The organism is Aminobacter sp. NyZ550 (genome assembly GCF_025628925.2).
Taxonomy (GTDB): Bacteria; Pseudomonadota; Alphaproteobacteria; order Rhizobiales; family Rhizobiaceae; genus Aminobacter; species Aminobacter ciceronei.
The window spans coordinates 1,902,123-1,926,631 of sequence record NZ_CP114190.1 but is presented as its reverse complement, the minus strand read 5'-3'; the positions used below and the strand labels follow the sequence as shown (position 1 = coordinate 1,926,631).

The 24,509-nt window shown below is 63.6% G+C and carries 22 protein-coding genes; 8 read left to right on the top strand and 14 right to left on the bottom strand.

Annotated features, from left to right (window positions below; all coding sequences use genetic code 11):
* The first annotated feature begins 1 nt into the window (after position 1).
* Positions 2-874 (top strand): sigma-70 family RNA polymerase sigma factor, encoded by an 873-nt coding sequence (locus tag N7E70_RS09560; RefSeq protein WP_263006194.1) that lies wholly within the window; start codon positions 2-4, stop codon positions 872-874.
* A 28-nt stretch (positions 875-902) separates the two neighbouring features.
* Here N7E70_RS09560 and N7E70_RS09555 read toward each other — a convergent pair whose 3' ends face one another.
* Entirely contained in the window at positions 903-2,066 is a 1,164-nt protein-coding gene (locus tag N7E70_RS09555; protein ID WP_263006257.1) for an MFS transporter, read from the bottom strand.
* 147 nt (positions 2,067-2,213) lie between these two features.
* Positions 2,214-3,044 (bottom strand): AraC family transcriptional regulator, encoded by an 831-nt coding sequence (locus N7E70_RS09550; protein ID WP_263006193.1) that lies wholly within the window; start codon positions 3,042-3,044, stop codon positions 2,214-2,216.
* 88 nt (positions 3,045-3,132) lie between these two features.
* Here N7E70_RS09550 and N7E70_RS09545 point away from each other — a divergent pair, with 88 nt between their 5' ends.
* The gene (locus N7E70_RS09545; RefSeq protein ID WP_263006192.1) at positions 3,133-3,543 is read left to right on the top strand and encodes a DUF2000 domain-containing protein; all 411 of its coding nucleotides are present in this window, start codon (positions 3,133-3,135) and stop codon (positions 3,541-3,543) included.
* Between the two features lie 48 nt (positions 3,544-3,591).
* On the opposite strand, the gene N7E70_RS09540 is transcribed toward N7E70_RS09545, so the two are convergent.
* The gene (locus N7E70_RS09540; RefSeq protein WP_263006191.1) at positions 3,592-4,776 is read right to left on the bottom strand and encodes a glycoside hydrolase family 5 protein; all 1,185 of its coding nucleotides are present in this window, start codon (positions 4,774-4,776) and stop codon (positions 3,592-3,594) included.
* Positions 4,777-5,014: 238 nt separating this feature from the next.
* Here N7E70_RS09540 and rpsU point away from each other — a divergent pair, with 238 nt between their 5' ends.
* The 5 genes from rpsU (at position 5,015) to N7E70_RS09515 (ending at position 8,233) form a co-directional block, all read left to right on the top strand.
* The gene (gene rpsU / locus N7E70_RS09535; protein WP_067958156.1) at positions 5,015-5,281 is read left to right on the top strand and encodes a 30S ribosomal protein S21; all 267 of its coding nucleotides are present in this window, start codon (positions 5,015-5,017) and stop codon (positions 5,279-5,281) included.
* A 149-nt stretch (positions 5,282-5,430) separates the two neighbouring features.
* Positions 5,431-6,270, top strand: coding sequence for a tetratricopeptide repeat protein (locus N7E70_RS09530; RefSeq protein WP_442866502.1), 840 nt, complete (start codon positions 5,431-5,433; stop codon positions 6,268-6,270).
* 22 nt (positions 6,271-6,292) lie between these two features.
* Positions 6,293-6,886 (top strand): NAD(P)H-dependent oxidoreductase, encoded by a 594-nt coding sequence (locus N7E70_RS09525; RefSeq protein WP_263006189.1) that lies wholly within the window; start codon positions 6,293-6,295, stop codon positions 6,884-6,886.
* A 68-nt stretch (positions 6,887-6,954) separates the two neighbouring features.
* Complete coding sequence (locus N7E70_RS09520) at positions 6,955-7,431, top strand: DUF992 domain-containing protein (RefSeq protein ID WP_067958149.1); 477 nt, start codon at positions 6,955-6,957, stop codon at positions 7,429-7,431.
* 169 nt (positions 7,432-7,600) lie between these two features.
* Positions 7,601-8,233 carry a LysE family translocator gene (locus N7E70_RS09515; RefSeq protein ID WP_263006188.1) on the top strand — a complete coding sequence of 211 codons (633 nt, stop codon included), beginning with the start codon at positions 7,601-7,603 and terminating at the stop codon, positions 8,231-8,233.
* A 75-nt stretch (positions 8,234-8,308) separates the two neighbouring features.
* On the opposite strand, the gene N7E70_RS09510 is transcribed toward N7E70_RS09515, so the two are convergent.
* From N7E70_RS09510 to N7E70_RS09460, 11 genes are all read right to left on the bottom strand, one after another.
* Positions 8,309-9,805 carry a hypothetical protein gene (locus tag N7E70_RS09510; protein ID WP_263006187.1) on the bottom strand — a complete coding sequence of 499 codons (1,497 nt, stop codon included), beginning with the start codon at positions 9,803-9,805 and terminating at the stop codon, positions 8,309-8,311.
* A gap of 147 nt (positions 9,806-9,952) precedes the next feature.
* Positions 9,953-11,350, bottom strand: a complete 1,398-nt coding sequence (locus tag N7E70_RS09505) for an NAD(P)(+) transhydrogenase (Re/Si-specific) subunit beta (protein ID WP_192314663.1) — start codon at positions 11,348-11,350, stop codon at positions 9,953-9,955.
* Between the two features lies 1 nt (position 11,351).
* Positions 11,352-11,774 (bottom strand): proton-translocating transhydrogenase family protein, encoded by a 423-nt coding sequence (locus N7E70_RS09500; protein ID WP_067958142.1) that lies wholly within the window; start codon positions 11,772-11,774, stop codon positions 11,352-11,354.
* Positions 11,774-13,129, bottom strand: a complete 1,356-nt coding sequence (locus N7E70_RS09495; protein WP_263006186.1) for a Re/Si-specific NAD(P)(+) transhydrogenase subunit alpha — start codon at positions 13,127-13,129, stop codon at positions 11,774-11,776. The genes N7E70_RS09500 and N7E70_RS09495 overlap by 1 nt, the downstream gene beginning before the upstream one ends.
* 290 nt (positions 13,130-13,419) lie before the next feature.
* Positions 13,420-13,668 (bottom strand): aa3-type cytochrome c oxidase subunit IV, encoded by a 249-nt coding sequence (locus N7E70_RS09490; protein ID WP_263006185.1) that lies wholly within the window; start codon positions 13,666-13,668, stop codon positions 13,420-13,422.
* Between the two features lie 220 nt (positions 13,669-13,888).
* Entirely contained in the window at positions 13,889-15,199 is a 1,311-nt protein-coding gene (locus N7E70_RS09485) for an ABC transporter substrate-binding protein (protein ID WP_263006184.1), read from the bottom strand.
* Positions 15,200-15,246: 47 nt separating this feature from the next.
* A complete protein-coding gene (locus N7E70_RS09480; RefSeq protein WP_067958128.1) occupies positions 15,247-16,026 on the bottom strand; it encodes an N-acyl amino acid synthase FeeM domain-containing protein in 780 nt (259 codons plus the stop codon).
* Positions 16,027-16,182: 156 nt separating this feature from the next.
* Positions 16,183-18,492, bottom strand: a complete 2,310-nt coding sequence (locus N7E70_RS09475; RefSeq protein ID WP_263006183.1) for a putative bifunctional diguanylate cyclase/phosphodiesterase — start codon at positions 18,490-18,492, stop codon at positions 16,183-16,185.
* A gap of 139 nt (positions 18,493-18,631) precedes the next feature.
* Positions 18,632-22,108 (bottom strand): indolepyruvate ferredoxin oxidoreductase family protein, encoded by a 3,477-nt coding sequence (locus N7E70_RS09470; protein ID WP_263006182.1) that lies wholly within the window; start codon positions 22,106-22,108, stop codon positions 18,632-18,634.
* A gap of 206 nt (positions 22,109-22,314) precedes the next feature.
* On the bottom strand, positions 22,315-22,830 hold the full coding sequence (locus N7E70_RS09465; protein WP_263006181.1) for a hypothetical protein: 516 nt from the start codon (positions 22,828-22,830) through the stop codon (positions 22,315-22,317).
* A 10-nt stretch (positions 22,831-22,840) separates the two neighbouring features.
* The gene (locus N7E70_RS09460) at positions 22,841-23,437 is read right to left on the bottom strand and encodes a CGNR zinc finger domain-containing protein (RefSeq protein ID WP_263006180.1); all 597 of its coding nucleotides are present in this window, start codon (positions 23,435-23,437) and stop codon (positions 22,841-22,843) included.
* Between the two features lie 93 nt (positions 23,438-23,530).
* On the opposite strand from N7E70_RS09460, the gene N7E70_RS09455 reads away from it, so the two are divergent.
* The gene (locus N7E70_RS09455; protein ID WP_263006179.1) at positions 23,531-24,439 is read left to right on the top strand and encodes a branched-chain amino acid ABC transporter permease; all 909 of its coding nucleotides are present in this window, start codon (positions 23,531-23,533) and stop codon (positions 24,437-24,439) included.
* The last annotated feature ends 70 nt before the right edge of the window (positions 24,440-24,509 follow it).

The following is a 24,509-nucleotide window of genomic DNA, read 5'->3' as shown; positions in this document are numbered from 1 at the left end:
GATGAACGAGATTTCGTTGACCTCGACCTTCACCGAGCAGCGGCCGGGCCTAGTCCGGCTTGCCTATCGCATGCTGGGATCGACAGCCGATGCGGAGGACGTCGTCCACGACGCCTGGCTGCGTTGGCTCGCCGCCGACCGCAGCATGGTGGAGGCGCCGGCTGCCTATCTGCGCACCATCGTTACGCGCCTGTGCCTCAACGAACTCAAATCGAGCCGAAGGCTGCGTGAGACCTATGTCGGCCCCTGGTTGCCGGACCCGATCTTCGACCCCGAGGACGGCGAGGCTGCCGACGACATAACGCTGCCCCTGATGATCGCGCTGGAGCGCCTGTCACCTTTGGAGCGGGCGGCGTTCCTGCTGCATGACGTGTTCGGGCTGAAATTCGAGGCGGTAGCGGAAGCCATCGGCCGCGAAGCCACGACATGCCGCAAGCTCGCCAGTCGGGCGCGGGCGCATATCCATGACGCCAGGCCGCGTTTTGCCGTTCCGAAAGAGGAAGGCCTGCGCTTTGCCGCAGCCTTTTTCGATGCATCGAGGACGGGCGATCTCGCAGCCTTGCGTTCGATGCTCGCCGAGGATGTCATTACCTATGCCGATGGTGGTGGCCGGGTTGCGGCCCCGTCCCAGCCGTTGGTCGGGATCGCTGCCGTCATGGCACGCCACGCCAGCCTTGCACGCCTGTTTGCCCTGCGTCCGTCACGGCTGATCCGTTATGCGATCATCGATGGTTTGCCTGGGTTCGTCACCCTGGAAGAGGAAACGACGGTCCAGACGACGGCGCTCAACATCGAGGACGGAAAGGTGATTGCGATCTACGTGACGCGCAATCCCGACAAGCTGCGCAACGTTCCGGCGATCGGCGGAGCGTGACCTGATATCACGCTCCTGGCAACGAGGCTCAGGCCGCGCCGAGACGCGCCGCCTTCATGTTGGGCAGGAACACCGTCAGCAGGCCCAGCATCGGCAGGAACGAGCAGAGCTTGAAGACATACTCGATGCCGTGTGAATCGGCGATCACGCCGAGGACCGCGGCGGCGATGCCGCCGATGCCGAAGGCGAAGCCGAAGAAGATGCCGGCGATGAGACCGACGCGGCCGGGCACCAGCTCCTGGGCGAAGACAACGATGGCCGAGAAGGCCGAGGCCAGGATCAGGCCGATCAGCACGGTCAGCACCTTGGTCCAGAACAGGTCGGCATAAGGCAGCATCAGCGTGAACGGCAAAACGCCGAGAATCGAGAACCAGATCACCGTCTTGGCGCCGAAGCGATCGCCGATCGGGCCGCCGAGGAAGGTGCCGAGGGCCGCCGCGCCGAGGAACAGAAACAGCAGATACTGCGATTCCTGCACCGACACGCCGAAGCGCTCGATGACATAGAATGTGTAGTAGCTCGACAGGCTGGCCGTGTAGGCCTGCTTGGAGCAGACCAGGATGGCCAGCACGACGAGCGCCGAGATGACTTTCTTGCGCGGCAGCGGGTTGAATAGGGTTGGCGCCGCGCGCTTGGCGGAACTGACGATGTGGCGGCTGTACCAGACGCTGACACGGATGAGCACGACGATGCCGACCATGGCAGCGATCGAGAACCAGGCAATGCCGCCCTGCCCCAGGGGCACGACAATAAAGGCGGCCAGCAACGGCCCGAGCGCCGAGCCGAAATTGCCGCCGACCTGGAAGAGCGACTGGGCGAGGCCGAAGCGGCCGCCGGAGGCGAGACGCGCGACGCGCGAGGATTCGGGATGGAAGATCGCCGAGCCCAGTCCGACGAAGGCCGAGCCGACGAGCAGCATCGAATAGCTGTGCGCGAAAGCCAGCGTCAGCAGGCCGATCAGCGTCAGGCACATGCCAATGGGCAGCGAGAATGGCAGCGGCTTCTTGTCGGTGTACATGCCGATGACCGGCTGCAGCAGCGACGCGGTGACCTGGAAGGTCGTGGTCAGAAGGCCGATCTGCCAGAAGTCGAGCTTATAGTCGTCCTTCAGCATCGGATAGAGCGACGAGATCAGCGACTGCATGACGTCGTTGAGGAAATGGCTGAAGCTGACCGCGAGAAGAATTGCCATCACCGTGCCATCGGTGGAGGACGAGCGGGCTGATATGGCGGTATCGGTCACGGCATTAACTCCGGGCGCATTTCAAGGGACAGGTTGCAATAAACCTGCCCGGCCGCGCTTTCATGGTGCACGATGCGGTACTGTGGGGGCCAGTTGTCACGCTTGGGATGCACTGGCCAGCGTCGCAAAACGCCCCGGCGTGATGCCGAAACGGGCGCGGAAATGACGCGTCATGTGGCTCTGGTCGGCAAAACCCGAGGCCGCCGCAGCCTCGGCCAACCCCTCGCCCGCGGCCATGCGGGAGCGGGCATGCGCCAGCCTGCGCCCGACGAGATAGCGGTGCGGCGAGGTGCCGATCAAGCGGCGGAAGGCGCGGGAAAGTTCGAAACGGTCGAGGCCGGTGATGCGTTCGAGATCGCAAGACGTCACCTGCCGGTCGAACTCTTCGGTCAGGAACGAGCGTGCTACGGCGACCTCGTCGACGGGCAGTGCCGCCACGCGCTGCAGCCCGGCGTCATCGCTGCGCCGGGCGAGGTGTGCTGCGACATCGGATATGAAGGCATCAGCCTGCAGCAGCTCCATCGGATAGGGGAAATCGGCGAAGGCATCGTCGATCAGAGCGGCAAGTGCGGCATCGCGCTCGACCACTTCGGGCACGAAGGGCAACAGGCGGTCGCGGCCCAGCGCCCGACAGACGAGCCACGGCTCGATGTAGAGCATGCGGTAGGAAAAGCCCTCGGGCACACCGGCATGGCCGTCATGCACCTCATCGGGATGGATGACCATGCATTCGTCCCGGACGCTGATCCGGTCGCTGCCACGATAACGGAAGGCCTGCGCGCCCCAAAGCGTGTGGCCGACGGCATAGGTTTCGTGGCGATGCGGATCGTAGGCGTGGCCACCGAAGCGCGCGACCAGACGCTGCAGCCCGTGGACCGGCTCGTCGGTGGCGATGAAGTCTTCGGTCATTGATGCGGGAGACATCATGCGGGGTCCGCGCTGGCTGAAACCGCAATGTCGTGGCGCTCGCACAAACGTTCAAGACCCTTGCGCCGGACGCGGCTAGCCTTGGGTCATGATGTACCCGACCAAGACCGCTCTCATCCTCCTCGACGAACTCGCGCCCTGGCAGAAGGTGAATGTCTCGGCATTCCTGACCGGCGGGCTGATGCACGGTTATCCCGAAATGGCAGGCGAGCCCTATAAGGACAATGACGACAATTTTTATCTCGCGATGATCCGCGAACCGGTCTTCGTCTATGGCGCGGACAGCCAGACGATACGGCGAACCTTCGAGCGGGCTCGTTCGCGCGGCATGGCGTTTTCGATCTACACGCGGCCGCTGTTCGTAACGAACAACGACGCCGACAACCGCGCCTCGGTGGCGGCAACGCCTGCCGCCGGGCTCGACATCGTCGGGCTCGGCCTGCATGGCGACCGCAAGCGCGTCGACAAGATCGTCAACGGACTGAAGTTTTTGGCGTAGCGCAGTTCCGGGGAAAGTGTGGTCCGTCCGGAATTGCGCCAATAACGATTACTTGCCCGCCGCCAAGCGCTTGGAGATCGGTTCGAACTCAGACGTCGACTTGCGCTTGACCGGATCGGGCTCGTTATTCTCCTGCGCTTCCCAATATTTCCAGTTCACCTTGCCCGAGCCAAGCTCGTAGTCCATGCCGTCCCAGGCGTCTTCGCGGAAGCTGTAGAAGGCCCAGTGCAGCTTGTCCTCGTCGAGGTTGGTCAGCACGTCCTCGAGATACTGCTTGCAGAACGGCAGGCGGCGCATGCAGCCGAACTCGCCGGCGACGACGCGGTTGCGCGCGATGCCGCGGCTGTCCACCCACTCGACCGGTTGGTCGAGATAGGCGCGGACGCGCTCGGCATCCCATCTCTCCTCGCCGTTGCCGTAAGGCACCTTGCCCGGATAGGCGTAGGGCTTGTCGCGCTTCATGTTGGGCGCGCTGGTCGCGGCATAAGGCTCGTACATGTGGAAAGAGTAAAGGACGCGCTGATCGGCGAGGCCCGCCGGCCAATAAGAGAAGGCGTCGGCCGCGGCATACCAGCCGGCGTCGACCATGACGGGGGTCGCAGGATCGACTTCGCGGATCGCCGCGATGACCGTGTCGTAGAAGGCCCTGAGATCACGCGAGCTGCCGGCATTCTTGGTGTACCAGGCGCGCATCTCGGCGATGTTGGCGTGCTCGGCGAGCCCCCCTTCCTTTTCCGGCGTCGGCTCGTTGACGATGTTGTAGGCAGCGACGGCCGGATGGTCCTTGAGTTCGCGCGCCAGGTCGCGCCAGAAGGCGGCGGCCTGGGTCCAGTAATCCTTGTCGGCCCACAGGCGGCCGTCGAACTTCCTGTCGTTGTTCTGGGCCCAGCGCATGCCGGGAAGCGATAGCGGTGCGATGACAACCTTGAGGCCGGCCTTGTCGGCGCGGTCGAGCACTTGTTTCAGCGTCTTCACGTCGGAGGCGACAAGGCCGTCATACTTGTCGGCGGTGCCGATCAGGAAGTCGCGCTTCTCCGCCTTCCACTTGTCATAGGACAGGCGCACCCAGGTGGCGCCATAGCCACGCAGCGCATCGAAATAGGCCTGATCCGGCGGCAGGCGGTTGAAGCTGTTGCCGCCATGCTGCGGCTTGTCCCAGAAGCCGATGAGATCGGCCGCGTGCGCCTCCGGAATGGCGGCAGTGAGCGCCAGGGCGAAAATCAGTGAACGCATGGAGGGGCTTGCCTATGGGAACTGGAAATGAGAGTGGCTTCCTTGACAAGGAATGCGGCGGAAGTGGGCACGGCGCGGCGCCACTTTCGCACAGACCGCAGGAAGTGCGGCCTTTGCAGTGGACAAGCAGGGCTGATTCTGCTATCTGCCGCCAACAATTCCCGGTGGAACCCATCGTGGAGGCGTTGTGGCTATTGCCGTAGCCTCCAGATTACGAACCCGAAAGACAGGATCACACGTGCAGGTACTCGTCCGCGATAACAATGTTGACCAGGCGCTTCGCGCGCTGAAGAAGAAAATGCAGCGCGAAGGCATCTTCCGTGAAATGAAGATGCGCGGTCACTACGAGAAGCCTTCGGAAAAGCGTGCTCGCGAAAAGGCTGAAGCCGTTCGCCGCGCCCGCAAGCTGGCCCGCAAGCGCGCCCAGCGCGAAGGCCTGCTGCCCAGCACGCCGCGCCCGGCTGCTGCCGCTGGTGCAGGCGCTGGCGCACGTCCGGCACGTTGATCTGCCAATCTTTGGTCCTTTTCGAAGGATAACGACAAGGTGGGGCGACCAAAAATCGCCGCCACCTTTTTGTTTTGTCCGGACGTCACCGGACGCGGCGCTCAAGCCGTAGAGGCGCAAGCGAGGGACACGCAGCGATGAATGCAGTCATGAGCAACCGCAACTCCCTGCTGCGCGGCGGCGCCATGACAGCTTTGGTGCTGGTATCCATGGCCGTTGCCGGCTGCCAGTCGTCCGGCCCGGCCGGCGAGTTGACCCGCATCGACACGATGCAGGGTTCGAGCGAGAACATCTCGTCGCTGAGTGCCGTCATCTCAAGCAATCCCAACGACCCCGAAGCCTACAATGTGCGCGGCTCGGCCTATGGCCGCGGCGGCAAATACCGCGAGGCACTGCAGGACTTCGACCGGGCACTGCAGCTCAACCCGAACTTCTACCAGGCCTACTCGAACAGGGCGCTGATCTACCGCTTCATGGGCAACCAGGCCTCGGCGCTGGTCGACTACAACAAGGCGATCCAGCTCAACGCCTCCTATGACGCTGCCTATATCGGCCGCGGCAATCTCTACCGCAAGGCGGGCCGCACCCAGGACGCCTTCAACGATTTCCAGAAGGCGATCGAGCTCGACACCACCGACCCGCGCGCCTACCACAATCGCGGCCTGATCTATCAGCAGCAGGGCCAGCACGCCTTTGCGCTCGAGGATTTCTCCAAGGCGATCTCACTGTCGCCTGACGCAGCCGAGCCGTATAACGGCCGCGGCCTGTCCTATCTCGCCACCGGCGACGACGACAACGCCTTCGCCGACTTCAATATGGCAATCAAGCTCGACGGCAAGATCGCTGAAAGCTGGGCCAACCAGGCGCTGATCTACGAGCGTCGTGGCGACAAGGCCAAGGCCGCCAAGGCTTATGCCGAGGCAGTGCGCCTCGACCCCAACTACAAGCCTGCTGTCGACGGCCTCGCCCGCACGCGCGGCGGCGCCTGACCTTTCGCGACGAGGCATTGCCGTGAACTGCCTCGTCGTGCTGTCGCATCCGCTGCCCGACAGCCTGAACCGACATTTCGCAGAGACGGCAATCGCCGAGCTCACCGGCGCCGGCCATCAGGTCGAGCTGCTCGACCTCTACCGCACAGCTTACGATCCGCGCCTGACACCCGCCGAGCGTAGCTCCTATTATGGCGAACGCTTCGACGCATCGGCACTCGACGCCCACCCAAAAACCTTGCGCGAGGCCGAGGTGCTGGTGCTGGTGTTCCCGACCTGGTGGTTCGGCCTGCCGGCGATGCTGAAGGGCTGGGTCGACCGGGTGTTCGCCCCTGGCATCGCCTTTGATCACGGCAGCGATTTCGGCCCGATCAAGCCGCTGCTCGGCGAGCTCCGCCATGTCGTTGTCATCACCACACTCGGCAGCCCGTGGTGGATTGACCGGCTGCTCATGCGCCGTCCGGTGCGCCGCATCCTGAAAAGGGGTGTGTTCAAGGCTTGTGCGCCGAAGGCCCGCTTCGCCATGCTGTCGTTTTATGCCGCAGAAAAGCCGCAGCCGGAGCGCGTGATGCGTTTCGCTGGCGAGATTCGCCGGCGATTGCGTGAGATCGGCTAGCCGCGCCTGAGGGAACCTTTCGGCGGCTATGCGGTTGATATCGCTTCATGCCTGAAAGGATTCCCCCAATGAAAAAGCTCGCCATCCTTGCCCTTGCCCTGGTGCCCTTTGCGGCACCAGCACACGCGCAGTTCGGCGCCAAGCTCGGCATGCTCAGCTGCACCGTCAACGGCGGCACCGGCTTTGTCATCGGCTCGAGCAAGGACATGCAGTGCACGTTTACGCCAGCCTTCGGCAACCGCGCCCAGGAGATCTATTCCGGCCGCATCAACAAATACGGCGTCGACATCGGCACCACCACCGGCGGCGCGCTGGAATGGTTGGTACTGGCGCCGAGTCGCGACGTCTATGACCCGGGCGGCCTCGCCGGCAACTATCTCGGCGCGACAGCCGAAGCGACGGTCGCCGTCGGCCTCGGCGCCAACGTGCTCGTCGGCGGCTCCGGCCGCTCGATCGCGCTACAGCCGGTCAGCCTGACCAACCAGACCGGCCTCAACGCCGCCGTGGCGATCGGCGCGCTGCAGCTGACCGCACCTCTCAAGTAAGCTGCAGTCACCGTTTCAAAGTGCCGGGGTGCAAACAGCGCTCCGGCATTTTTTGTGCCGATGACGCGGCATCTGCCGCAATCGTTCGGTCGCACCTGCCCTCTTTCCCGGTTCGAGATTTCCGGGCATTTCTGCGCCCAGCTGGAGATCCAGCGCGGAGGGAATGTGAATGCCCGAGACAGCCAGCCTGATCGCATTTGCTGCCATTGCCCTTGGCATGGTGCTGACACCGGGCCCCAACATGATCTACCTGGTGTCGCGTTCGCTGAGCCAGGGCCCCAGGGCCGGCCTGATCTCGCTCGGCGGGGTGGCGCTCGGTTTCATCGTCTACATGCTGTGCGCGGCCTTCGGCATCACGGCGCTGATATTCGCCGTTCCTTACGCCTATGACGCCATCCGCTTCGCCGGCGCCGCCTACCTGCTCTGGCTCGCCTGGCAGGCCCTTCGCCCGGGTGGACGTTCGCCCTTCCAGGTGCGGCAGCTGCCCAAGGACACGCCGCGCAAGCTGTTTGCCATGGGCTTTCTCACCAATCTGCTGAACCCCAAGGTCGCCGTGCTCTATCTGTCGCTGCTGCCGCAGTTCATCGATCCGGCCGACGGCAACGTGCTGACCCAGCTTCTGGTGCTCGGCACGATCCAGATCTCGATCAGCATTGCGGTCAACTCACTCATCGCCATCTCCGCCGGCTCGATCTCCACCTTCCTCGCCAGCAACCCCGGCTGGGTCGCGGTGCAACGCTGGCTGATGGGCACGGTGCTGGCCGGTATGGCCGTGAAGATGGCAACCGAAGCCCAGCGCTAAAGTGTGTGGCGGTTCTCCGTCCGGAATTGCGCCAACAAAAAAGAGATCCGCGATTCGAAGAATAGCGGAAACGCTCTAGACGGCCGGATCAGCCGGCTTGATGCGCCGGCGCGCGGCGGGCTTCGGCGCAGGCGGATCGGGGTCCGCCTTGCGGCCGAGATCGACGGCGTCGCGCAGCACGTCGAGATGGCTACGCGGGCCGCGCTCACCAGAAGGCAGCACCTCCCAGCCCTCGGCTGCCGTCGACCAGTAATTGGTGTGGGTGAAGATACGGCCGAGCGCCCAGGTCAGGCTGACCTGGATGTTGAGGATGCCGGGGCCGAAATTTTCGACCAGCGGTCCGGAGATCGGATCGCCGGTCAGCCAGCCATTGCCCTTGTCGTGGATGTTGGTCCAGCGCGTCGCGGAAAAGACCGCAGCGTGGTGTGGGTATCTAGGCGACCGCGAGGGGTAGAGGATGTTGGGGTTCTTGCCCTCAGACACCGGCGGGCATGTCGACAGCAGCCGCTCGTCGACCGCCTTGGCGAAGTCGGCGGCATTGTGCGTAACGAGGAACTCGGCATGGGTGAGCGGACTGCCGAAGGTAACGAAATCGCTGACCTTCCAGCTGTCGAGCTTGTCGGACGGTGCGGTGCTCAGCTGCCGATAGAGCTGCCATTGCAGGCCGCGAAACTCAGCCAGCTCTGCGGCATCCATCGTGACCTTGGCGCGCCCGGCGCTGTCGATGGGCAGCGCCTTCTTGCCGACAGCGCGGAACGCCTTGAGCAGCTCCGGCTCGCTGCGCCTGTTGCGGCCGCTCGGCGCGCGTTCGGCCCACAACAGCTGCAATATGTCGTAGGCGACGATGGTGCCCAGGCTGTGGGCGACAACGACGATGCGGTCATAGGCCGGGTCGTCGTTCAGCCCGCGCAGCAGCGCCAGCCCCCTCTCCCGCACCTCTGTTCGCTTGACGATGGTGTCGGGCTCGGCCCGGACATAGATGGCGACGTCGCCGAAATAGGGCACCAGGAACTGGCTGACCAGCCAGCCGACGGCCACGGCAGCGATGCTCCAGACCCATCCGGGGAAGAGCACCTTGCCCAGCCCGAACCACTCGATCAGGTTGGGAACGATGAGCAGCGTAGCGATCAGCACAGTGACCGCCCAGGCGGCGATGTAGAGCCGCCGTGCGTCGACGGGCACATCCGACCACTTGCGCAGCAAAAGGCCCTTCACCCAGGCCACAAGGCGCTGGACGGTGGTGCCCTGAGTAATGTCGGACCAGTAGAGCTCGTAGAACTCGGTCCGCCGTCCGTCGACGTCATCGGGCGTGGTGATGCGGCGCAGCTCGTAGGACCGCGCGCGCCGGTCAGGGTGGACCCAGCTCTTGTTGATCAGGCCATCACCGTCGGGATCCGGCTTGCGCGCACCGAACTTGCCTTCCGTCCGACTGAGATCGGAACTCCAGACAGCACTGACGAAGCTGCGGATGGTATCCATCGGCCGCTGCTCGCCCATGCCGTGGACGATGACCACGGCCTGGCGCGCATTGTCCTTGGCCGCAGGCCGTATTGGTGCGGGGCTGACATTCATCGCAAATCCCCCCTGACAAGAGCGAAGACTATTCAGCAAGCAGACTGTTCAGAAACAGGGGCAGCCTATGCCAGTTCAAGGCAACAAAAAAGCCCGGGCGTTGCCGGGCTTTTGTTTGTCGGGGTGTGGATGGGCTGATGTGTTGTCTCAGTGATCCATGGCCTTGACGATTTCTTCGGTCATCTTCTTGGCGTCGCCGAGCAGCATCATGGTGCCGTCCTTGTAGAACAGCGTGTTGTCGATGCCGGCATAGCCGGAGCCGAGCGAGCGCTTGACGAACAGGCAGGTGCGGGCCTTGTCGACGTCGAGGATCGGCATGCCATAGATCGGCGAGCTCTTGTCGTCACGTGCCGACGGGTTGGTGACGTCGTTGGCGCCGATGACATAAGCGACGTCGGCCTGCGAGAACTCCGAGTTGATGTCTTCGAGTTCGAAGACCTCGTCATAAGGCACATTGGCCTCGGCGAGCAGCACGTTCATGTGGCCGGGCATGCGGCCGGCGACCGGGTGGATGGCGTATTTGACTTCCACGCCATTGGCCTTGAGCTTGTCGGCCATCTCGCGCAGCGCATGCTGGGCCTGGGCGACGGCCATGCCGTAGCCCGGCACGATGATGACCTTCTGGGCGTTCATCATCAGATAGGCCGCGTCGTCAGCGGCACCTGTCTTGACCGTGCGCTGGATGCCGTCGTCGACAGCTGCCGCCGTCTCGCCGCCGAAGCCGCCAAGAATGACCGAGATGAACGAGCGGTTCATGCCCTTGCACATGATGTAGGACAGGATCGCACCCGACGAGCCGACCAGCGCACCGGTGATGATCAGCGCGAGATTGCCCAGCGTGAAGCCGAGTGCCGCTGCTGCCCAGCCCGAATAGGAGTTCAGCATCGACACCACGACAGGCATGTCGGCGCCGCCGATCGGGATGATCAGGAGCACGCCGAGCACAAGCGACAATGCCACGATCAGCCAGAAGATGGTCGTCGACTGGGTGGTGACCAAGAGCACGATCAGCACGACCAGACCGATGCCGAGGGCTGCGTTGATCAGGTGGCGAGCCGGCAGCATGATCGGCTTGCCCGACATGCGGCCATCGAGCTTGAGGAAGGCGATGACCGAGCCGGTGAAGGTGATGGCGCCGATGGCAACGCCAAGGCTCATCTCGACCAGCGCCTGGCCGTGGATGGCGCCGACGGCACCGATGCCGAAGCTTTCGGGTGCATAGATGGCTGCAGCGGCGACCATGACGGCGGCCAGACCGACGAGGCTGTGGAAGGCAGCGACCAGCTGCGGCATCGAGGTCATGGCGATGCGCCGGGCGGTGACCGCACCGACGCCGCCGCCGATGACGAGGCCGAGCACGATCAGGCCGAGGCCGCCGGCAGAGGGCTTGGCCAGCGCCAGCGTGGTCACGATGGCGATGCCCATGCCGATCATGCCGTAGGTGTTGCCCTTGCGGCTGGTGGTCGGATGCGACAGGCCGCGCAGCGCCAGGATGAACAGGATGCCGGAGACGAGATAGAGGAAGGAAGCGAGGTTCAGGGTCACGTCACTTGTCCTTCTTCTTGTACATCGCCAGCATGCGCTGGGTGACGAGGAAGCCGCCGAAGATGTTGACCGAGGCCAGCACCAGGGCGACGAAGCCGAAGCCGGTGGCAAGGCCGGAAGCGGCGATGCCGACGGCCAGCAGCGCACCGACGACGATGACCGAGGAGATGGCGTTGGTGACGGCCATCAGCGGCGTGTGCAGGGCCGGCGTCACCGACCAGACGACGTAATAGCCGACGAAGATCGCCAAAACGAAGATGGCGAAGCGGAACACGAACGGGTCGACCGCCCCGCCGGTGACGGCATGTGCCGCATTGCCGGCAGCTTCGGCCGCACCTTCAGATGTGGCGAGATCCTGGACGCCGAGCCGGACGGCGGCAACCGCCTGGTCGAGCTGGTCGAGGGCTTTCTGAAGACCTTCCATCACGCGTCTCCCTCAGATGATGTCTTCGCGCCGGCGCTTGGCGCCGACTTCTTGGCAGTGGCTTTTTGGGCAGCGGGCTTTTTCGCAGCCGCCGGTTTGTCCGCTTTGGCGGCGGCCGGCTTCTTCGCCGTTGCCTTGGCAGGAGTTGCACTATCGCTCGCCGGGTCGTCACCGCGGTTCTGGCCGGCCACGATCGGCTTTGGCTTGTCCGCAGCCGCAGCGGCATTGGCGAAGTTCGGATGCACCACCTTGCCGCCATCGGTCAGCATGGTTGCCTTGACCAGCTCGTCGTCGCGGTTGATGGCGATCTGCTTGGTGGTCTTGTCGACCATGGTCTCGAGGAAGGCGAACAGGTTCTTGGCGTAAAGCAGCGAGGCGGACGCCGCGACCCGGCCCGGCACGTTGAGATGGCCGACGATCTTTGCCCCATTGGCCGTGGTGACGACCTTGCCCGGCACCGCACCCTCGACATTGCCGCCGCGCTCGACGGCGAGGTCGACAAGCACCGAACCCGGCTTCATCGAGGCGACCATTGCCGCAGACACCAGCTTCGGCGCCGGACGGCCCGGGATGAGTGCCGTGGTGATCACGATGTCCTGCTTGGCGATGTGCTCGGCGGTCAAGGCCGCCTGCTTGGCCTGATACTCCTTGGACATCTCCTTGGCGTAGCCGCCGGCGGTCTCGGCGGCCTTGAACTCCTCGTCTTCGACGGCGAGGAACTTGGCGCCGAGCGAGGCGACCTGCTCCTTGACAGCCGGACGCACGTCGGTGGCAGTCACGATCGCGCCCATGCGGCGTGCGGTGGCGATCGCCTGCAGGCCGGCGACGCCGACGCCCATGATGAACACCTTGGCAGCAGGAACCGTGCCGGCCGCCGTCATCATCATCGGCAGCGCCCGGTCATATTCGGCAGCACCGTCGATGACCGCCTGATAGCCGGCGAGATTTGCCTGCGACGACAACACGTCCATCACCTGGGCTCGGGTGATGCGCGGCATGAACTCCATGGCAAACGCCGTCACCCCCGCCTTGGCCATCGCCGCCACACCGGCCTCGTTGCCATAAGGATCCATGGTGGCAAGCACGGCAGCACCCGGCTTGTAGCCCTTGACCTCGGCCTCCGAGGGACGGCGCACCTTGAGCACCACATCGGCTTTCGAGGCATCGCCGGCCTTGCCGATGACAGCCCCCACCGCCGCATAATCGGCATCGGGAATGCGCGACAAGGTGCCTGCACCCGTCTCGACAACAACCTCGAAACCGAGACCCACAAGGCGTTTCACCGTATCCGGTGAAGCACCCACACGGCTCTCAATCGCATCCAACTCTCTGGGTATGAATATCGTCTGGCCCACCGTGACGTCCTTTCGGCTGGAACCTTACCAAACGTAAAGTGCCGGACGCACACAGACGCGTCGGCGCCTTACCAACGAAATCTACTGGGCTAGTGACGAAAAGACCGCCGACGCACCCGCACCAAAAACTTATCAGGACCATGCCCCGCCGGGCGTTTCGCCGGCAAGGTTATTGCGTGCAGCCGTCCTTGATCCACGCTCTTCGTAGGGAAGATCGCCCGTTCAGCTTCGACCGGAAATTGGCCGTGACACGAACCGGCGCGGGAACCCGGCGGCTGCCAGGAAATCAATCAGCGAATGTGGGTCGGCACGTCGCGCAGCAGGTAGCCGCCAACGCCACAGATGACCAGGAATAGCACGAGGCTGGAGAAGAACCCGGCTGGCGTGAAGAAGCCGAATGCCATGGCGATCATCAGCGCCACGCAGAACAGCGTGCCGTATTTGGACAGCATAATGAACATCGAATAAGTTTTCTCGTGCTCGGCGTAGTCCATCTGCGCGCCAAGTTCGATCGGGCCGGTCGGCGTGGTATCAGCCATGAGAGTCCCCTCCGGAAAACGAGTTCAAGGGCACATACCTAAATGCGCGCTGCAGGGCAATGGAAAGATTGCCCCGATGGCTGCGACAAGATTATCAATCCCCAGCGGGGAAATAAATGCTCATTTGATCAAACGCAAGCTTTTGTTGCAAAAGCGATGACTGATATTGCGATGCCGGAATGGCGGCGAGCCGCGCCGATCACTGTCTGTGGGAAAAGGGCTAGTTCTTGCAGGCCTCGTTGAGCGGCCATGGCGCATGCGACGTGGCGAACTTACCGGCTTCCTGATCGACCAGCGGGGCGATCACCTTGGCGTCGGCGGTCAGCGGGTGCGAAGCCTTGACGAAGCGGTTGCCGTCCCACGGCAAAAGCCAGGCGCTGCCATTGCCGGCGTGATTGGCGCAGGTCGTCGCGAACGGGCCGATCATGCCTGACATGCCGAGCGCCGCCAGCCTGGCATCGTCGATCTTGAGGTTCTCCAGCCCCCAGCGCATCTGTTCGCCGCTGATCAGCCTTGTGTCAAAGTGCTCCTGAGCGACCTTGATCGCCTCGGCCGACAGCATCGAGATCAAGACGCCGCGCTGGTAGAACAGCTTGTCGAGCGCCTCGGCAGACGTCTGCGACTTGCCGGCGTCGATGACATATTTGCGGATGTCCTTGATCACCTCGGCATCCGGCGCGGGCAGGTTCCACGACAGGGCGCGATAGCCCTTGGCCGCCTCGCCCACCGCCTTCAGGTCGTCGTCATGCGCCGACCACCAGATGCCGACGAGCCTGTCCATCGCAAAGCCCGATCTAACCGCCTCGGCCAAGGCACCCGCATTCATCGCGCCCCAGCCCCACAGGAGCACGAAATCCGGGCGCTCGGCCTTGATCTTCGCCCATTGCGCCGACTGGCTCTGCATCTCCTTGGCCGCCACCGGAACGGGCAGGAACGTGAAGTCGAAGCTGTCGGCATATGCCTGCAACAGCGGGATCGGCTCCTCGCCATAAGGACCGTCGAGATGCAAAAGCGCGATCTTCTTGCCACGCAGATTGTCGAGGTCGTCGCCCGATATGCCCTTGAGCATCATCGAGGCGCCGTCCCAGTAGCTGACCGGAGGATTGAAGGCCCAGGGAAAACGCTTGCCATCTGCCATGGCCGAAAAGCCGTATCCCGGCGCGAGCACAGGCACCTTGTCGACGCTGGCCTTGGGCAGCAACTCAAGAGTGATCGCGGGCGACCCGGGCTGGGTGACAAGGCTCGACGCCTTGGCCTTGTCGTAGCACTCCAGAGCCTTGTCGACGCTGAAGCCGGTCTCGCACTCGTCGTAGTTCAGCCTGATGCCGTTGATACCGCCGTCGCGCTCGTTGAGCATCAGCATGTAGTCGCGCTGGCCGTCCATCAGCGGAGTACCGGCATCGGCGAAAGGGCCGGTGCGAAAGGTCATATTGGCGACGGTGAGCGTGTCAGCAGCCAGCACCGGAGCGGGCAGGATCATCCCGAGCAGCAATGCGGCCCGCAACAGGTGTTTTGTGGTCGGCGTCGTCATTGTTCCCGCGGATTCCGGATCACATTGCCGCCGACCTTACGCGAAGCTCAGGCGGCTTCGCGAAAATATTTTGCCGTCGGCAGGATGGTCAGCGGCGCGAGCTCGCCCATCGGCTGCCTGCTGAACATCAACCTTTGTTCCATCGGCGTCGACTTGAAGAATGGGAAACGCTGGAACGAGCGCTCGCGGATGCTGTTGACGTCGGCGCGATAGAGCACGACCTGGTAGTTGAGGCCGGGATAATCGCGCAACTCGCCGATCTGCTCCGACTTGTAGATGCGGCGATAGAAGCCGGCATGCTCGGGACGAATGGTCGACAGGCAGTAAGGCGCGTCGAAATAGAAGCAGGCCATGCCGGCCAGGCGCAGCGTGAGATAAGGGATCTGAGGATAGACACGCGACCAGTCCGGATCTGCAGCGAAGCGGCTGGGATCGACGAAGTTGGCGCCGGCCGCCAGCTGGGGGCGCAGGATATCGCCATAGACGGTCGTCGACGGCGACGCCGGCGTGTCGCGACAGGCATGATGGATGCGCAGCGTGCTGACCAGTTGACCATCGATGTAGATGCCGAATTTGTAGCAGTTCTCGGCATCGTCGAGATCATCATGGATGGTGTGGTCGGGATTTTCCGACACCATGTCGCTCAGACGGTACGACTTGTAGCGGAGGCGATAGATGTCTTCGAGGTCTTCGCCCTTGTCGCAGCGCCGGTATTCGGCCCGCTCGAGCAGACTTGAAACATGGCTCGCGAAACTCGAGCCTTCACCGGACACACTGCCACTCTTGACGTCGGCGTCGCCGCCGGACGTCGCTTGATGGATCGTCATGGTATTCCCCGTACTTCCGCCCAATCGAAGGGTAGCGGAGGCCGGTTTGATGTAAAGATAAAATTCAAAATGTTCCTATTTACCTTCCATTAAGGTTAACAATTAATGGAAAAACAAGCGTTTTTGCCAGTTGCGCGACCTGCCCTTCCGCTTACTTTATCGACGGGCTGAAATGCGTGCGAGACCGATGTCCTTGGCAAAGGGCCAGACGGTGTTGGACATGGTTTCAATGCCGGACGACGACAGCGCCGAACCGAACAGGAAGCCCTGGACGAGGTCGGGGTGGACCTCGACAGCGAGGATCTTGAGCTGTTCGAAGGTCTCGACGCCCTCGACGGTGACCGACAGGCCGAGCGGCCGTGACAGGTCGACGATGCCTTTCAGCAGCTTCAGCGAGCGCGGGTTCTGCGCGACATCGGCAAGGAAGCTGCGGTCGATCTTGACCTTGTCGAGCGGCAGCTTGTGCAGATAGCTCAAGCTGGAATAGCCGGTACCGAAGTCATCGAGCGCAATGCGCACGCCCAGTGCCTTGAGTTCCTCGATGTAGCTGCGCGTCGACGACTTGTCGTCGAGCAGCGCCGTCTCGGTGACTTCGATTTCGAGGCGGTGCGGCGCGAGGCCTGAAGCCACAAGCGCGCCGCGGACCTTCTCGACGACATCGCGGTCGCGGAAGTCCTTGGCGGACAGGTTGACCGACACGCCGATCGGCGCCGGCCACTTGGCGCATTCGGCGCAGGCCGCCTGCAGCACGAAGGTGCTGATGTCGGAGATGATGCCCATCTCCTCGGCGAGCGGAATGAAGGTTGCCGGCGAGACCGGGCCAAGCTCTGGATGGTCCCAACGGCACAACGCCTCGCAGCTGGCGATACGCATCGTGCTCATCGAAACGATCGGCTGGTAGACCACGCGGAGCGCGCGCGCTTCAACCGCATTGCGCAGATCGGCCTTCATCAGCTGGCGATTGCGGAAGGCGGCGTCCATCACCGCCTCGAACAGCTGCCAGCTGTTCTTGCCGGATTCCTTGGCCTTGTAGAGCGCGAGGTCGGCCTTGACGATCATCGCGTCGACATCGGCTTCACGCACCTTGCCGAGCACGGCGCCGCCGCTGGCCTGGATGCGCAGCACATGGCCGGCGACATCGACCTCGCCCTGCAATTCGGCGAACATGCGGTCGAGCATCAGCTTGAGATGGCTCTCGTCGTCGACCTTGTCGAAATAGATCATGAACTCGTCGCCGCCGAAGCGACTGACCTTGACGGCGTCGGAGGCAAACGCTGCCAGCCGCTCGGCGACGGCGTAGATCAGCCCGTCGCCGACAGGATGACCAAGCGTGTCATTGACGCTCTTGAAGTCGTCAAGGTCGAGCACGGCGAGCGCGCACAGCCGTTCGCGGTCGCCGGAGAGTACGCATTCAGCCGCCACTTCATGGAAATAGGCGCGGTTGGGCAGCCCGGTCAGGCCATCGTAGCGGGCCATGAAACGGATCTTCTCTTCGGCGGCGACGCGAGCTGTCACGTCCTCGAAGGTGATGACGCCAAGCTCCTGGCTGCCTTCGCGCGCCGAGAACTCCAGGCACTGGCCGTTGGCGAGCGAGACCAGAACCTTGCGGTCCCTGCCCTCGCGCAAAGCGCGGGTCAGCTGTGCCTCGATGTAGCGGCAATCCTTGAGCGCGAGTTGGCCGCCGGCGACGCCGCGCATCAGCAGGCCATGGATCGAGCGGCCGAGCAGCGCCTCGGGCGATTTGACCGACATCAGATGCGCAGCTTCCGCGTTGGCCACAGCCACGCGACCGTCGGGGCCGAGCATGACTAGGCCGTGCGACATGGTGTTGAGGGCACGATTGAAGCGCTGGGCGATGCGGTTGGCCTTCTTCTCCTCCGACACTGCGGTGAACAGCACGTCGCGCACCGTATCGGCGAATTTGCGGATGGCGTAGAGGAACGGCGCCGACAGCAGGCCCAGGAAGACGTGGTAGAAATCGCCACGCAGCAGAAAGCCGAGCGAGATCGCCCAGGTCATTGTCACGGTGAAGATCATCACCATGCGCGGCGAGCCGTAATTGCGGCCGGCAATCGAGGTGGCCGATGCAAGCGTCACGCAGACCGAGGCGATTTCGGCGAAAGGATCATAGGCGAAATAGATGCCGGCGAGGCAGAACGAGCCCAGCGCCAGGCCATGCAGAGTGCCATAGAGGATGTAGTCGTTTTCGCGCTTGTGCGCTTCTTCCCACGTCGTGGCAGCCGGTAAGCTGTTGTATTTGCGGAAGTTTCGCATGCGCAACGTGGCGACGAGCACCATGAACAGCGCAACGACAAGATAGAGCGGGTGAGCGGTTTTCCACCAGACGACGCCGATCAGGACCGTCTGCGCAACCATACCAACAGCCAGCGTCGCGCCATCGCGGAAAAGCGTTTCCACGAAGGGTATGTAGACGTCGACCGGTATCTCGTTGTTTCTTCTGCGCATCCGAGGCCTGCCTAGGAGGCCAAGGACTGCCACATCCACCTTAAGAAAGGCTTAGAAAGCGCGCACTTATACGCCAGTAACGCCACTCAATCGCGTGCCACAACTTCTAATTTAGGTTCAGGTAAACAAGTCGTATCGCCTATTCGGCAGCCTGGAGCGTGGGGCTTACCGGCGCGGCAGCCAACCTCTTGACCAGCCGTTCTCGTTCCCCCGATGCCTTGTCGACGCTGGCATGCTTTACGTGACCATAGCCGCGGATCAGCTGCGGCACCGATGCCAATGCGGCCGCAGCGTCAAGATTGTCGCTCGTAAGTGCGCCACGGATCAGCTCGAGATCGGCCTCGTAGCGGTCGAGCAATGCACGCTCCATACGTCGCTCGGCGGTGTAGCCGAAGACGTCGAGGGCACCACCCCGCAGGCCCTTCATCGCCGACAGCAGCCTGAAGCCCTTCATCATCCACGGACCGAAGCTCGATTTGCGCGGCACCCCGTCAGCACCCTTGCGGCCGAGGATCGGCGGCGCAAGATGGAACTCAAGCCGGTCGTAGCCTTGGAACTGCTTGGCCAGCTCGCGTTGGAACGAGCCGTCGGCATAGAGCCGCGCAACCTCGTATTCGTCCTTGATCGCCATCAGCTTGAACAGCGAGCGCGCCGCCGCATCGGTGACGATTGTCGAGCCCGGCTTAGCCTTCTGCTCGGCGGCGCGGAGCGCGGCGATGCGGCCGGTGTAGCGCTCGGCATAGGCAGCGTTCTGATAGGCTTTCAGGAACGCGGCGCGGCGCGCGATCATCTCATCGAGTGTCCGGGCGACGACAGGCTCATCGCCGCGGGTGGTCCGGCCGATCATGGCGCGGACGAACTCCGGATCATGGGCGGCGCGGCGGCCCCAGCGGAACGCCGCGACATTCATCGCCACCGCTTCGCCATTGAGAGCGATCGCCTTTTCGACCGCTTCAGTCGACAGTGGCAGGCCGCCATGCTGGAAAGCAAAGCCGAGCATGAACATGTTGGCACCGAGCGAATTGCCGAACAGCGCAGATGCGGTGCGGGTGGCGTCGAAGAAATGCGCGTTCGCCTCGCCCGCCGCATCGCGGATCGTCTTCTTCAGCCGCTCCGTCGGCAGCGAAAAGTCGGCCGAGCGCGTGAACTCGCCGGGCATGATCTCTGCAGTGTTGGCGACGAAGATGGTGTGGTTTTCGCGAACCGCCGCCAGCACCTTCTTGGCGCCCGACACGACGAGGTCGCAGCCGAGGATCAGGTCGGCCTTGCCGGCCGAGACGCGGATGGCGTTGATGTCGTCCGGCGAACGGGCGATGCGGACATGGGTGAACACCGAACCGCCCTTCTGGGCGAGGCCGGCCATGTCGATCATGCCGCAGCCTTTGCCTTCGAGGTGGGCGGCCATGCCGAGGATCGCGCCGACGGTGACGACACCAGTGCCACCGACGCCGTCGATGATCGCTGCCCAGCCGTCGCGGTCGAGCGCAAAAGGCTTCGGCTCCGGCACACCCTGCAACGCGTCACTGGTTCCGGCGATGCCTTCGGCCTTGCGGATCTTGGCACCATGCACCGTCACGAAGGACGGGCAGAAGCCGTTGACGCAGGAAAAGTCCTTGTTGCAGCTCGACTGGTCGATCTTGCGCTTGCGACCGAACTCGGTTTCGACAGGCTGGATCGAGACACAGTTGGACTTGACGCCGCAGTCGCCGCAGCCCTCGCAGACGAGCTCGTTGATGAAGACGCGCTTGTCCGGATCGGGAAAGGTGCCGCGCTTGCGGCGACGGCGCTTCTCGGCAGCGCAGGTCTGGTCATAGAGCAGGACGGTGACGCCCTTGATGTCGCGCAGCTCGCGCTGAACGAGGTCGAGATCGTCGCGGTGATGGAAGGTTGTACCGGCAGGAAACTGAGAACGGCCGCCATATTTGTCCGGCTCGTCGGTGACCACGGCGATGCGCTCGACGCCCTCGGCACGGACCTGGCGGGCAATCATGTCCACGGTCAGGCTGCCTTCATGCGGCTGGCCGCCGGTCATCGCAACCGCGTCATTGTAGAGGATCTTGTAGGTGATGTTGGCATCCGAGGCGAGCGCGAAGCGGAGCGCCAGCGTGCCGGAGTGGTTGTAGGTGCCGTCGCCGAGATTCTGGAAGATGTGCTCGCGCTTGGTGAACGGCGCCTGGCCGACCCATTGCGCGCCCTCGCCGCCCATGGCGGTGAAGCCGACGGTGCTGCGGTCCATCCACAACGACATGAAGTGGCAGCCGATACCGGCGCCGGCGATCGAGCCCTCAGGCACCTTGGTCGAGGAATTGTGCGGGCAGCCGGAACAGAAGAACGGCGTGCGCGACGCCACGTCCTTGGTGTCGGCCAGCATCGCCTGGTACTGGCGCAAGCGGCTGACGCGGGCGGCGATCTCTTCCGACGGGCCGATGACCTTGAGCACGCGCTCGCCGATGGCAATGGCGATGTCGTTGGGGTCGAGCGCGCCCTTGGCCGGAAACAGCCAGTCGCCGCGCTCGTCCCGCTTGCCGACGACCTTGGGCTGCATCGAGGTGCCGTAGAGCTCCTCGCGCACCTGAACCTCTAGCAACGAACGCTTTTCCTCGACGACGACGATCATCTCGAGGTCACGGGCAAACTCCCTGATGTGCTCGATGTCGAGCGGCCACGGGCAACCGACCTTGAACAGGCGGATGCCGAGCTGGTTGGCGCGACTCTCGTCGATGCCGAGATCGTCGAGCGCCTGGCGCACGTCGAGAAAGCTCTTGCCGACGGTGATGATGCCGATCTTGGGTTTGCGGCCGCCGGAATAGACGATGCGGTTGATGTTGTTGGCGCGGATGAACGCGGACGCAGCCGCCCGCTTGTATTCGTGCAGCCGCGCTTCCTGACCGAGCTGGTCGAGCTCGTGGCGGATGTTGAGCCCGCCTGAGGGCATGTCGAATTCGGGGATGACGATGTTGAGCCGACCGAGCGAGGCATCAACGGAGGCCGTCGATTCGATGTTGTCCTTCACGCATTTGATTGCCGCCCAGGTGCCGGCGAAGCGCGACAGGGCAAAGCCGTAGAGTCCGTAGTCGATCAGCTCCTGCACCCCGCCCGGATTGAGGATCGGGATCATCGTGTCGACGAACAGGAACTCGGTGGCGTGTGCGTTGGTCGAGGATTCGGCGGTATGGTCGTCGCCCATCAGCGCCAGAACGCCGCCCTTCTTCGAAGAGCCGGCGAGATTGGCATGACGGAAGACATCGCCCGAGCGATCGACGCCGGGACCCTTGCCGTACCAGACGGAAAAGACGCCGTCGTGCTTGCCTTCGCCCATAAGCTCAGCCTGCTGCGAGCCCCAGCAGGCCGTGGCGGCGAGTTCTTCGTTGAGACCGGGCTGGAAGACGATGTTGGACTGCGCCAGCTGCGTCTTGGCTTTCCACAGCTGCAGGTCGAGGCCGCCAAGCGGCGAGCCGCGATAGCCCGAGACGAAGCCCGCCGTATCGAGGCCCGCGAGCCTGTCGCGCTCGCGCTGCATCAGCAGCATGCGGATGACGGCTTGCGCGCCGGATAGAAAAATCCGCTCCTTGCCCAGATCGAACTTGTCGTCGAGAGCGACGTCGTGAAGCGTCATCAGCATTTCCTGTGCCCCAACCACCCTCGATTCGGGCGGCTGACCTTGGGTAGCTTAGCGATAGCTTTTCCGGGCGCGGCTGTCGCGTCAAACGAAATTCTTTGCCTGGGAAAAAGAACAATCGAAGGTGCCGATCGGCGTCGACCGCACACGAATACGCAAGCGGAAGCCGTCCAGGCGAATGAAAATTTCCGTCGGAGCGAAGCTCAGGCCGCGGGAGGACAGGTCACGCCGCGGCCTCCGGGCAGGTGACCGTCGGGATGCCCCTCAAGTTCCGGATTGGGATCGTAGAACGGGCCGACGACCAGCGGCTTGTCGGGCAGCACCGACTGGTCCTGCGACGAGACCATGGTCGTCTCCAGCGCCTGCATCAGTTCGCCCTTGGCATTCTCGATGCGGATCGACACCTTGTAGGGCCTGTCCTTGACCACGCATTCGAGGGGCGGGCTGTTGATCGTGACCTTGTCGTTGAGCGGCCATATCTTCTGGCGCACGACGATGGCCGCGCCGCCCGCGGGGTTTTCGAATGTCGTGATTGCGACCTCGCCCTCGCCGACCGGCTTGAGCGGCTTAAGCGTCACCAGATATTGCACTGTCGCGACCCGGTAGTTGAATACGAACAGCCGGCCGGACAGCTCGAAATGTTCCCCCTCGCCGCCGCTTTCGCGGCAGCCAGCCAATGCCAGCGACACAAGCGCCGAAAGGGCAAATGTAGCACGCAAGAATCCACCTTCAGGCAATTTGCACCTCCTTGCGCCTGCTGTAATGGCGCCGCGCCTTCTGGCGGTTGCCGCAGACGGCCATGTCGCACCAGAGCCGGCTGCCGTTGCGGCTGCGGTCGACGAACAGCCAGTTGCAGTTGGGGCAGATCCTGAGCCGGGACATGGTGCCGGCTGACAACAGCGACAACGCCGACACGGCGAGTGCTGCCTCGAAGGCCAGCGGTTCCGGCGCAGCACCGAAGGGCGCATCGGCGCTCAGGCTTTCGCGCGCCCCAGTGAGTCCGTTGGCACATGCGTTGAGGAAACCGGGCATGTCTGCCGTGGCCAGAGCGCCATCGACAACACTGCGGCGCACTAGGCGGTCGGTTGTTTCACGGATGGAAATCACCTTGCCGGCAATCGCCTGTGGGTCGGGGGCGGTAAGCACCCTGCCCTTGAGCTCGTCGGTGCGAAAGACACTGGCGGCCGCGGCGAAGCGGGCGATCTCCGAGGGGTCGTCGAAACGGTCGAAGCTGCGCTCCGCGTCGCCGCGCAGCACCACCGTGTTGGCGGTGTCGAGCGCAAGCACGCCGCCGGAGAAACGATGCCGGGTCCAGGAAACTGCCATGCCTAAATCTAACTAGTAAACGCAATTTGACAAGTTAGAATCACGAGCGCAATCTTGCGGCACGGGACAGCTCCCTGCGCCGCCGGACAACGCATGCTCTATTTCCTGCAACAGCTTCTCAACGGCGTGCATTCGGCCGCGATCTACGGCCTTCTGGCCTTCGGCTATGCGCTGGGCAACGGCCTGCTCCAGCGTACCAATCTCGCTTATGGCGGCATCTTCGCCTTCTCGGGCCAGACGATGATCCTGGCCGCCGTCTACGGCTACCAGGCGTTGTGGCTGACGCTGCCTTCGACAATTGCCTTCGGCATTGTCGTGGCGCTCGCCTACGCCACGCTGGTGAGCCGTGTGCTGTCGCACTCGGTCTTCGCCCCGCTCGCCGGCCGTTCGCCCAACGCGATCGTCGCCGCCACGCTCGGCGTGATGATCGCCTTGATGGAACTCAGCCGCATTGCCGCTGACACACACGACTACTGGCTGCCGCCGATGCTGGCGACGCCGGTGGTCTTTGCCTCTGGCGGCAATTTCGTCGCGACGATGACAGTGATCCAGCTGATCAATACGGCGACGGCAGCAACCGTCATCATCTTGGGCGCCGCCAAGCTGTCGCACTCAAGTTTCGGCCGGAACTGGCGGGCCGTCGCCGACGATCCTTTCGCCGCAAAACTCTGCGGCATCGACACGACAAAGGTGTTTCACCGCGCCTTGCTGTTCGGCGGCATGTGCGCCGGCCTGGCAGGTGTGCTGGCAGCACTTTACTACGGCAATCTCGGCTTCGGCGCCGGCCTGGTCTACGGCCTGAAGATCCTGTTCATCACCGCGGTCGGCGGCTACTACGCACCGGGAAAGGCAGCACTCGGTGCTGCCGCCTTCGGCATCGCCGAGTCGCTATGGGCCGGCTATTTCCCGATCGAATGGCGCGACGCCTGGATGTATGGCCTGCTCGCGGCGATGCTGGTGTTGACCGGCGACCGCAAGGACGCGCCAAGCCCGGCTGCCTGACCGCGAAAATCGTCTTCGACTTTGGTCGCATGCCGCGCGGCCTGTGGGCCTTTTCCTCGTTTTGCTACCT

Bases quoted from the DNA above. Each gene is read 5' to 3' on its own strand.
- N7E70_RS09560 (WP_263006194.1), top strand. From the start codon at position 2: ATGAACGAGATTTCGTTGACCTCGACCTTCACCGAGCAGCGGCCGGGC.
- N7E70_RS09555 (WP_263006257.1), bottom strand. From the start codon at position 2,066: ATGGCAATTCTTCTCGCGGTCAGCTTCAGCCATTTCCTCAACGACGTC.
- N7E70_RS09550 (WP_263006193.1), bottom strand. From the start codon at position 3,044: ATGATGTCTCCCGCATCAATGACCGAAGACTTCATCGCCACCGACGAG.
- N7E70_RS09545 (WP_263006192.1), top strand. From the start codon at position 3,133: ATGATGTACCCGACCAAGACCGCTCTCATCCTCCTCGACGAACTCGCG.
- N7E70_RS09540 (WP_263006191.1), bottom strand. From the start codon at position 4,776: ATGCGTTCACTGATTTTCGCCCTGGCGCTCACTGCCGCCATTCCGGAG.
- N7E70_RS09530 (WP_442866502.1), top strand. From the start codon at position 5,431: ATGAGCAACCGCAACTCCCTGCTGCGCGGCGGCGCCATGACAGCTTTG.
- N7E70_RS09520 (WP_067958149.1), top strand. From the start codon at position 6,955: ATGAAAAAGCTCGCCATCCTTGCCCTTGCCCTGGTGCCCTTTGCGGCA.
- N7E70_RS09515 (WP_263006188.1), top strand. From the start codon at position 7,601: ATGCCCGAGACAGCCAGCCTGATCGCATTTGCTGCCATTGCCCTTGGC.
- N7E70_RS09510 (WP_263006187.1), bottom strand. From the start codon at position 9,805: ATGAATGTCAGCCCCGCACCAATACGGCCTGCGGCCAAGGACAATGCG.
- N7E70_RS09500 (WP_067958142.1), bottom strand. From the start codon at position 11,774: ATGGAAGGTCTTCAGAAAGCCCTCGACCAGCTCGACCAGGCGGTTGCC.
- N7E70_RS09490 (WP_263006185.1), bottom strand. From the start codon at position 13,668: ATGGCTGATACCACGCCGACCGGCCCGATCGAACTTGGCGCGCAGATG.
- N7E70_RS09485 (WP_263006184.1), bottom strand. From the start codon at position 15,199: ATGACGACGCCGACCACAAAACACCTGTTGCGGGCCGCATTGCTGCTC.
- N7E70_RS09480 (WP_067958128.1), bottom strand. From the start codon at position 16,026: ATGACGATCCATCAAGCGACGTCCGGCGGCGACGCCGACGTCAAGAGT.
- N7E70_RS09475 (WP_263006183.1), bottom strand. From the start codon at position 18,492: ATGCGCAGAAGAAACAACGAGATACCGGTCGACGTCTACATACCCTTC.
- N7E70_RS09470 (WP_263006182.1), bottom strand. From the start codon at position 22,108: ATGACGCTTCACGACGTCGCTCTCGACGACAAGTTCGATCTGGGCAAG.
- N7E70_RS09460 (WP_263006180.1), bottom strand. From the start codon at position 23,437: ATGGCAGTTTCCTGGACCCGGCATCGTTTCTCCGGCGGCGTGCTTGCG.
- N7E70_RS09455 (WP_263006179.1), top strand. From the start codon at position 23,531: ATGCTCTATTTCCTGCAACAGCTTCTCAACGGCGTGCATTCGGCCGCG.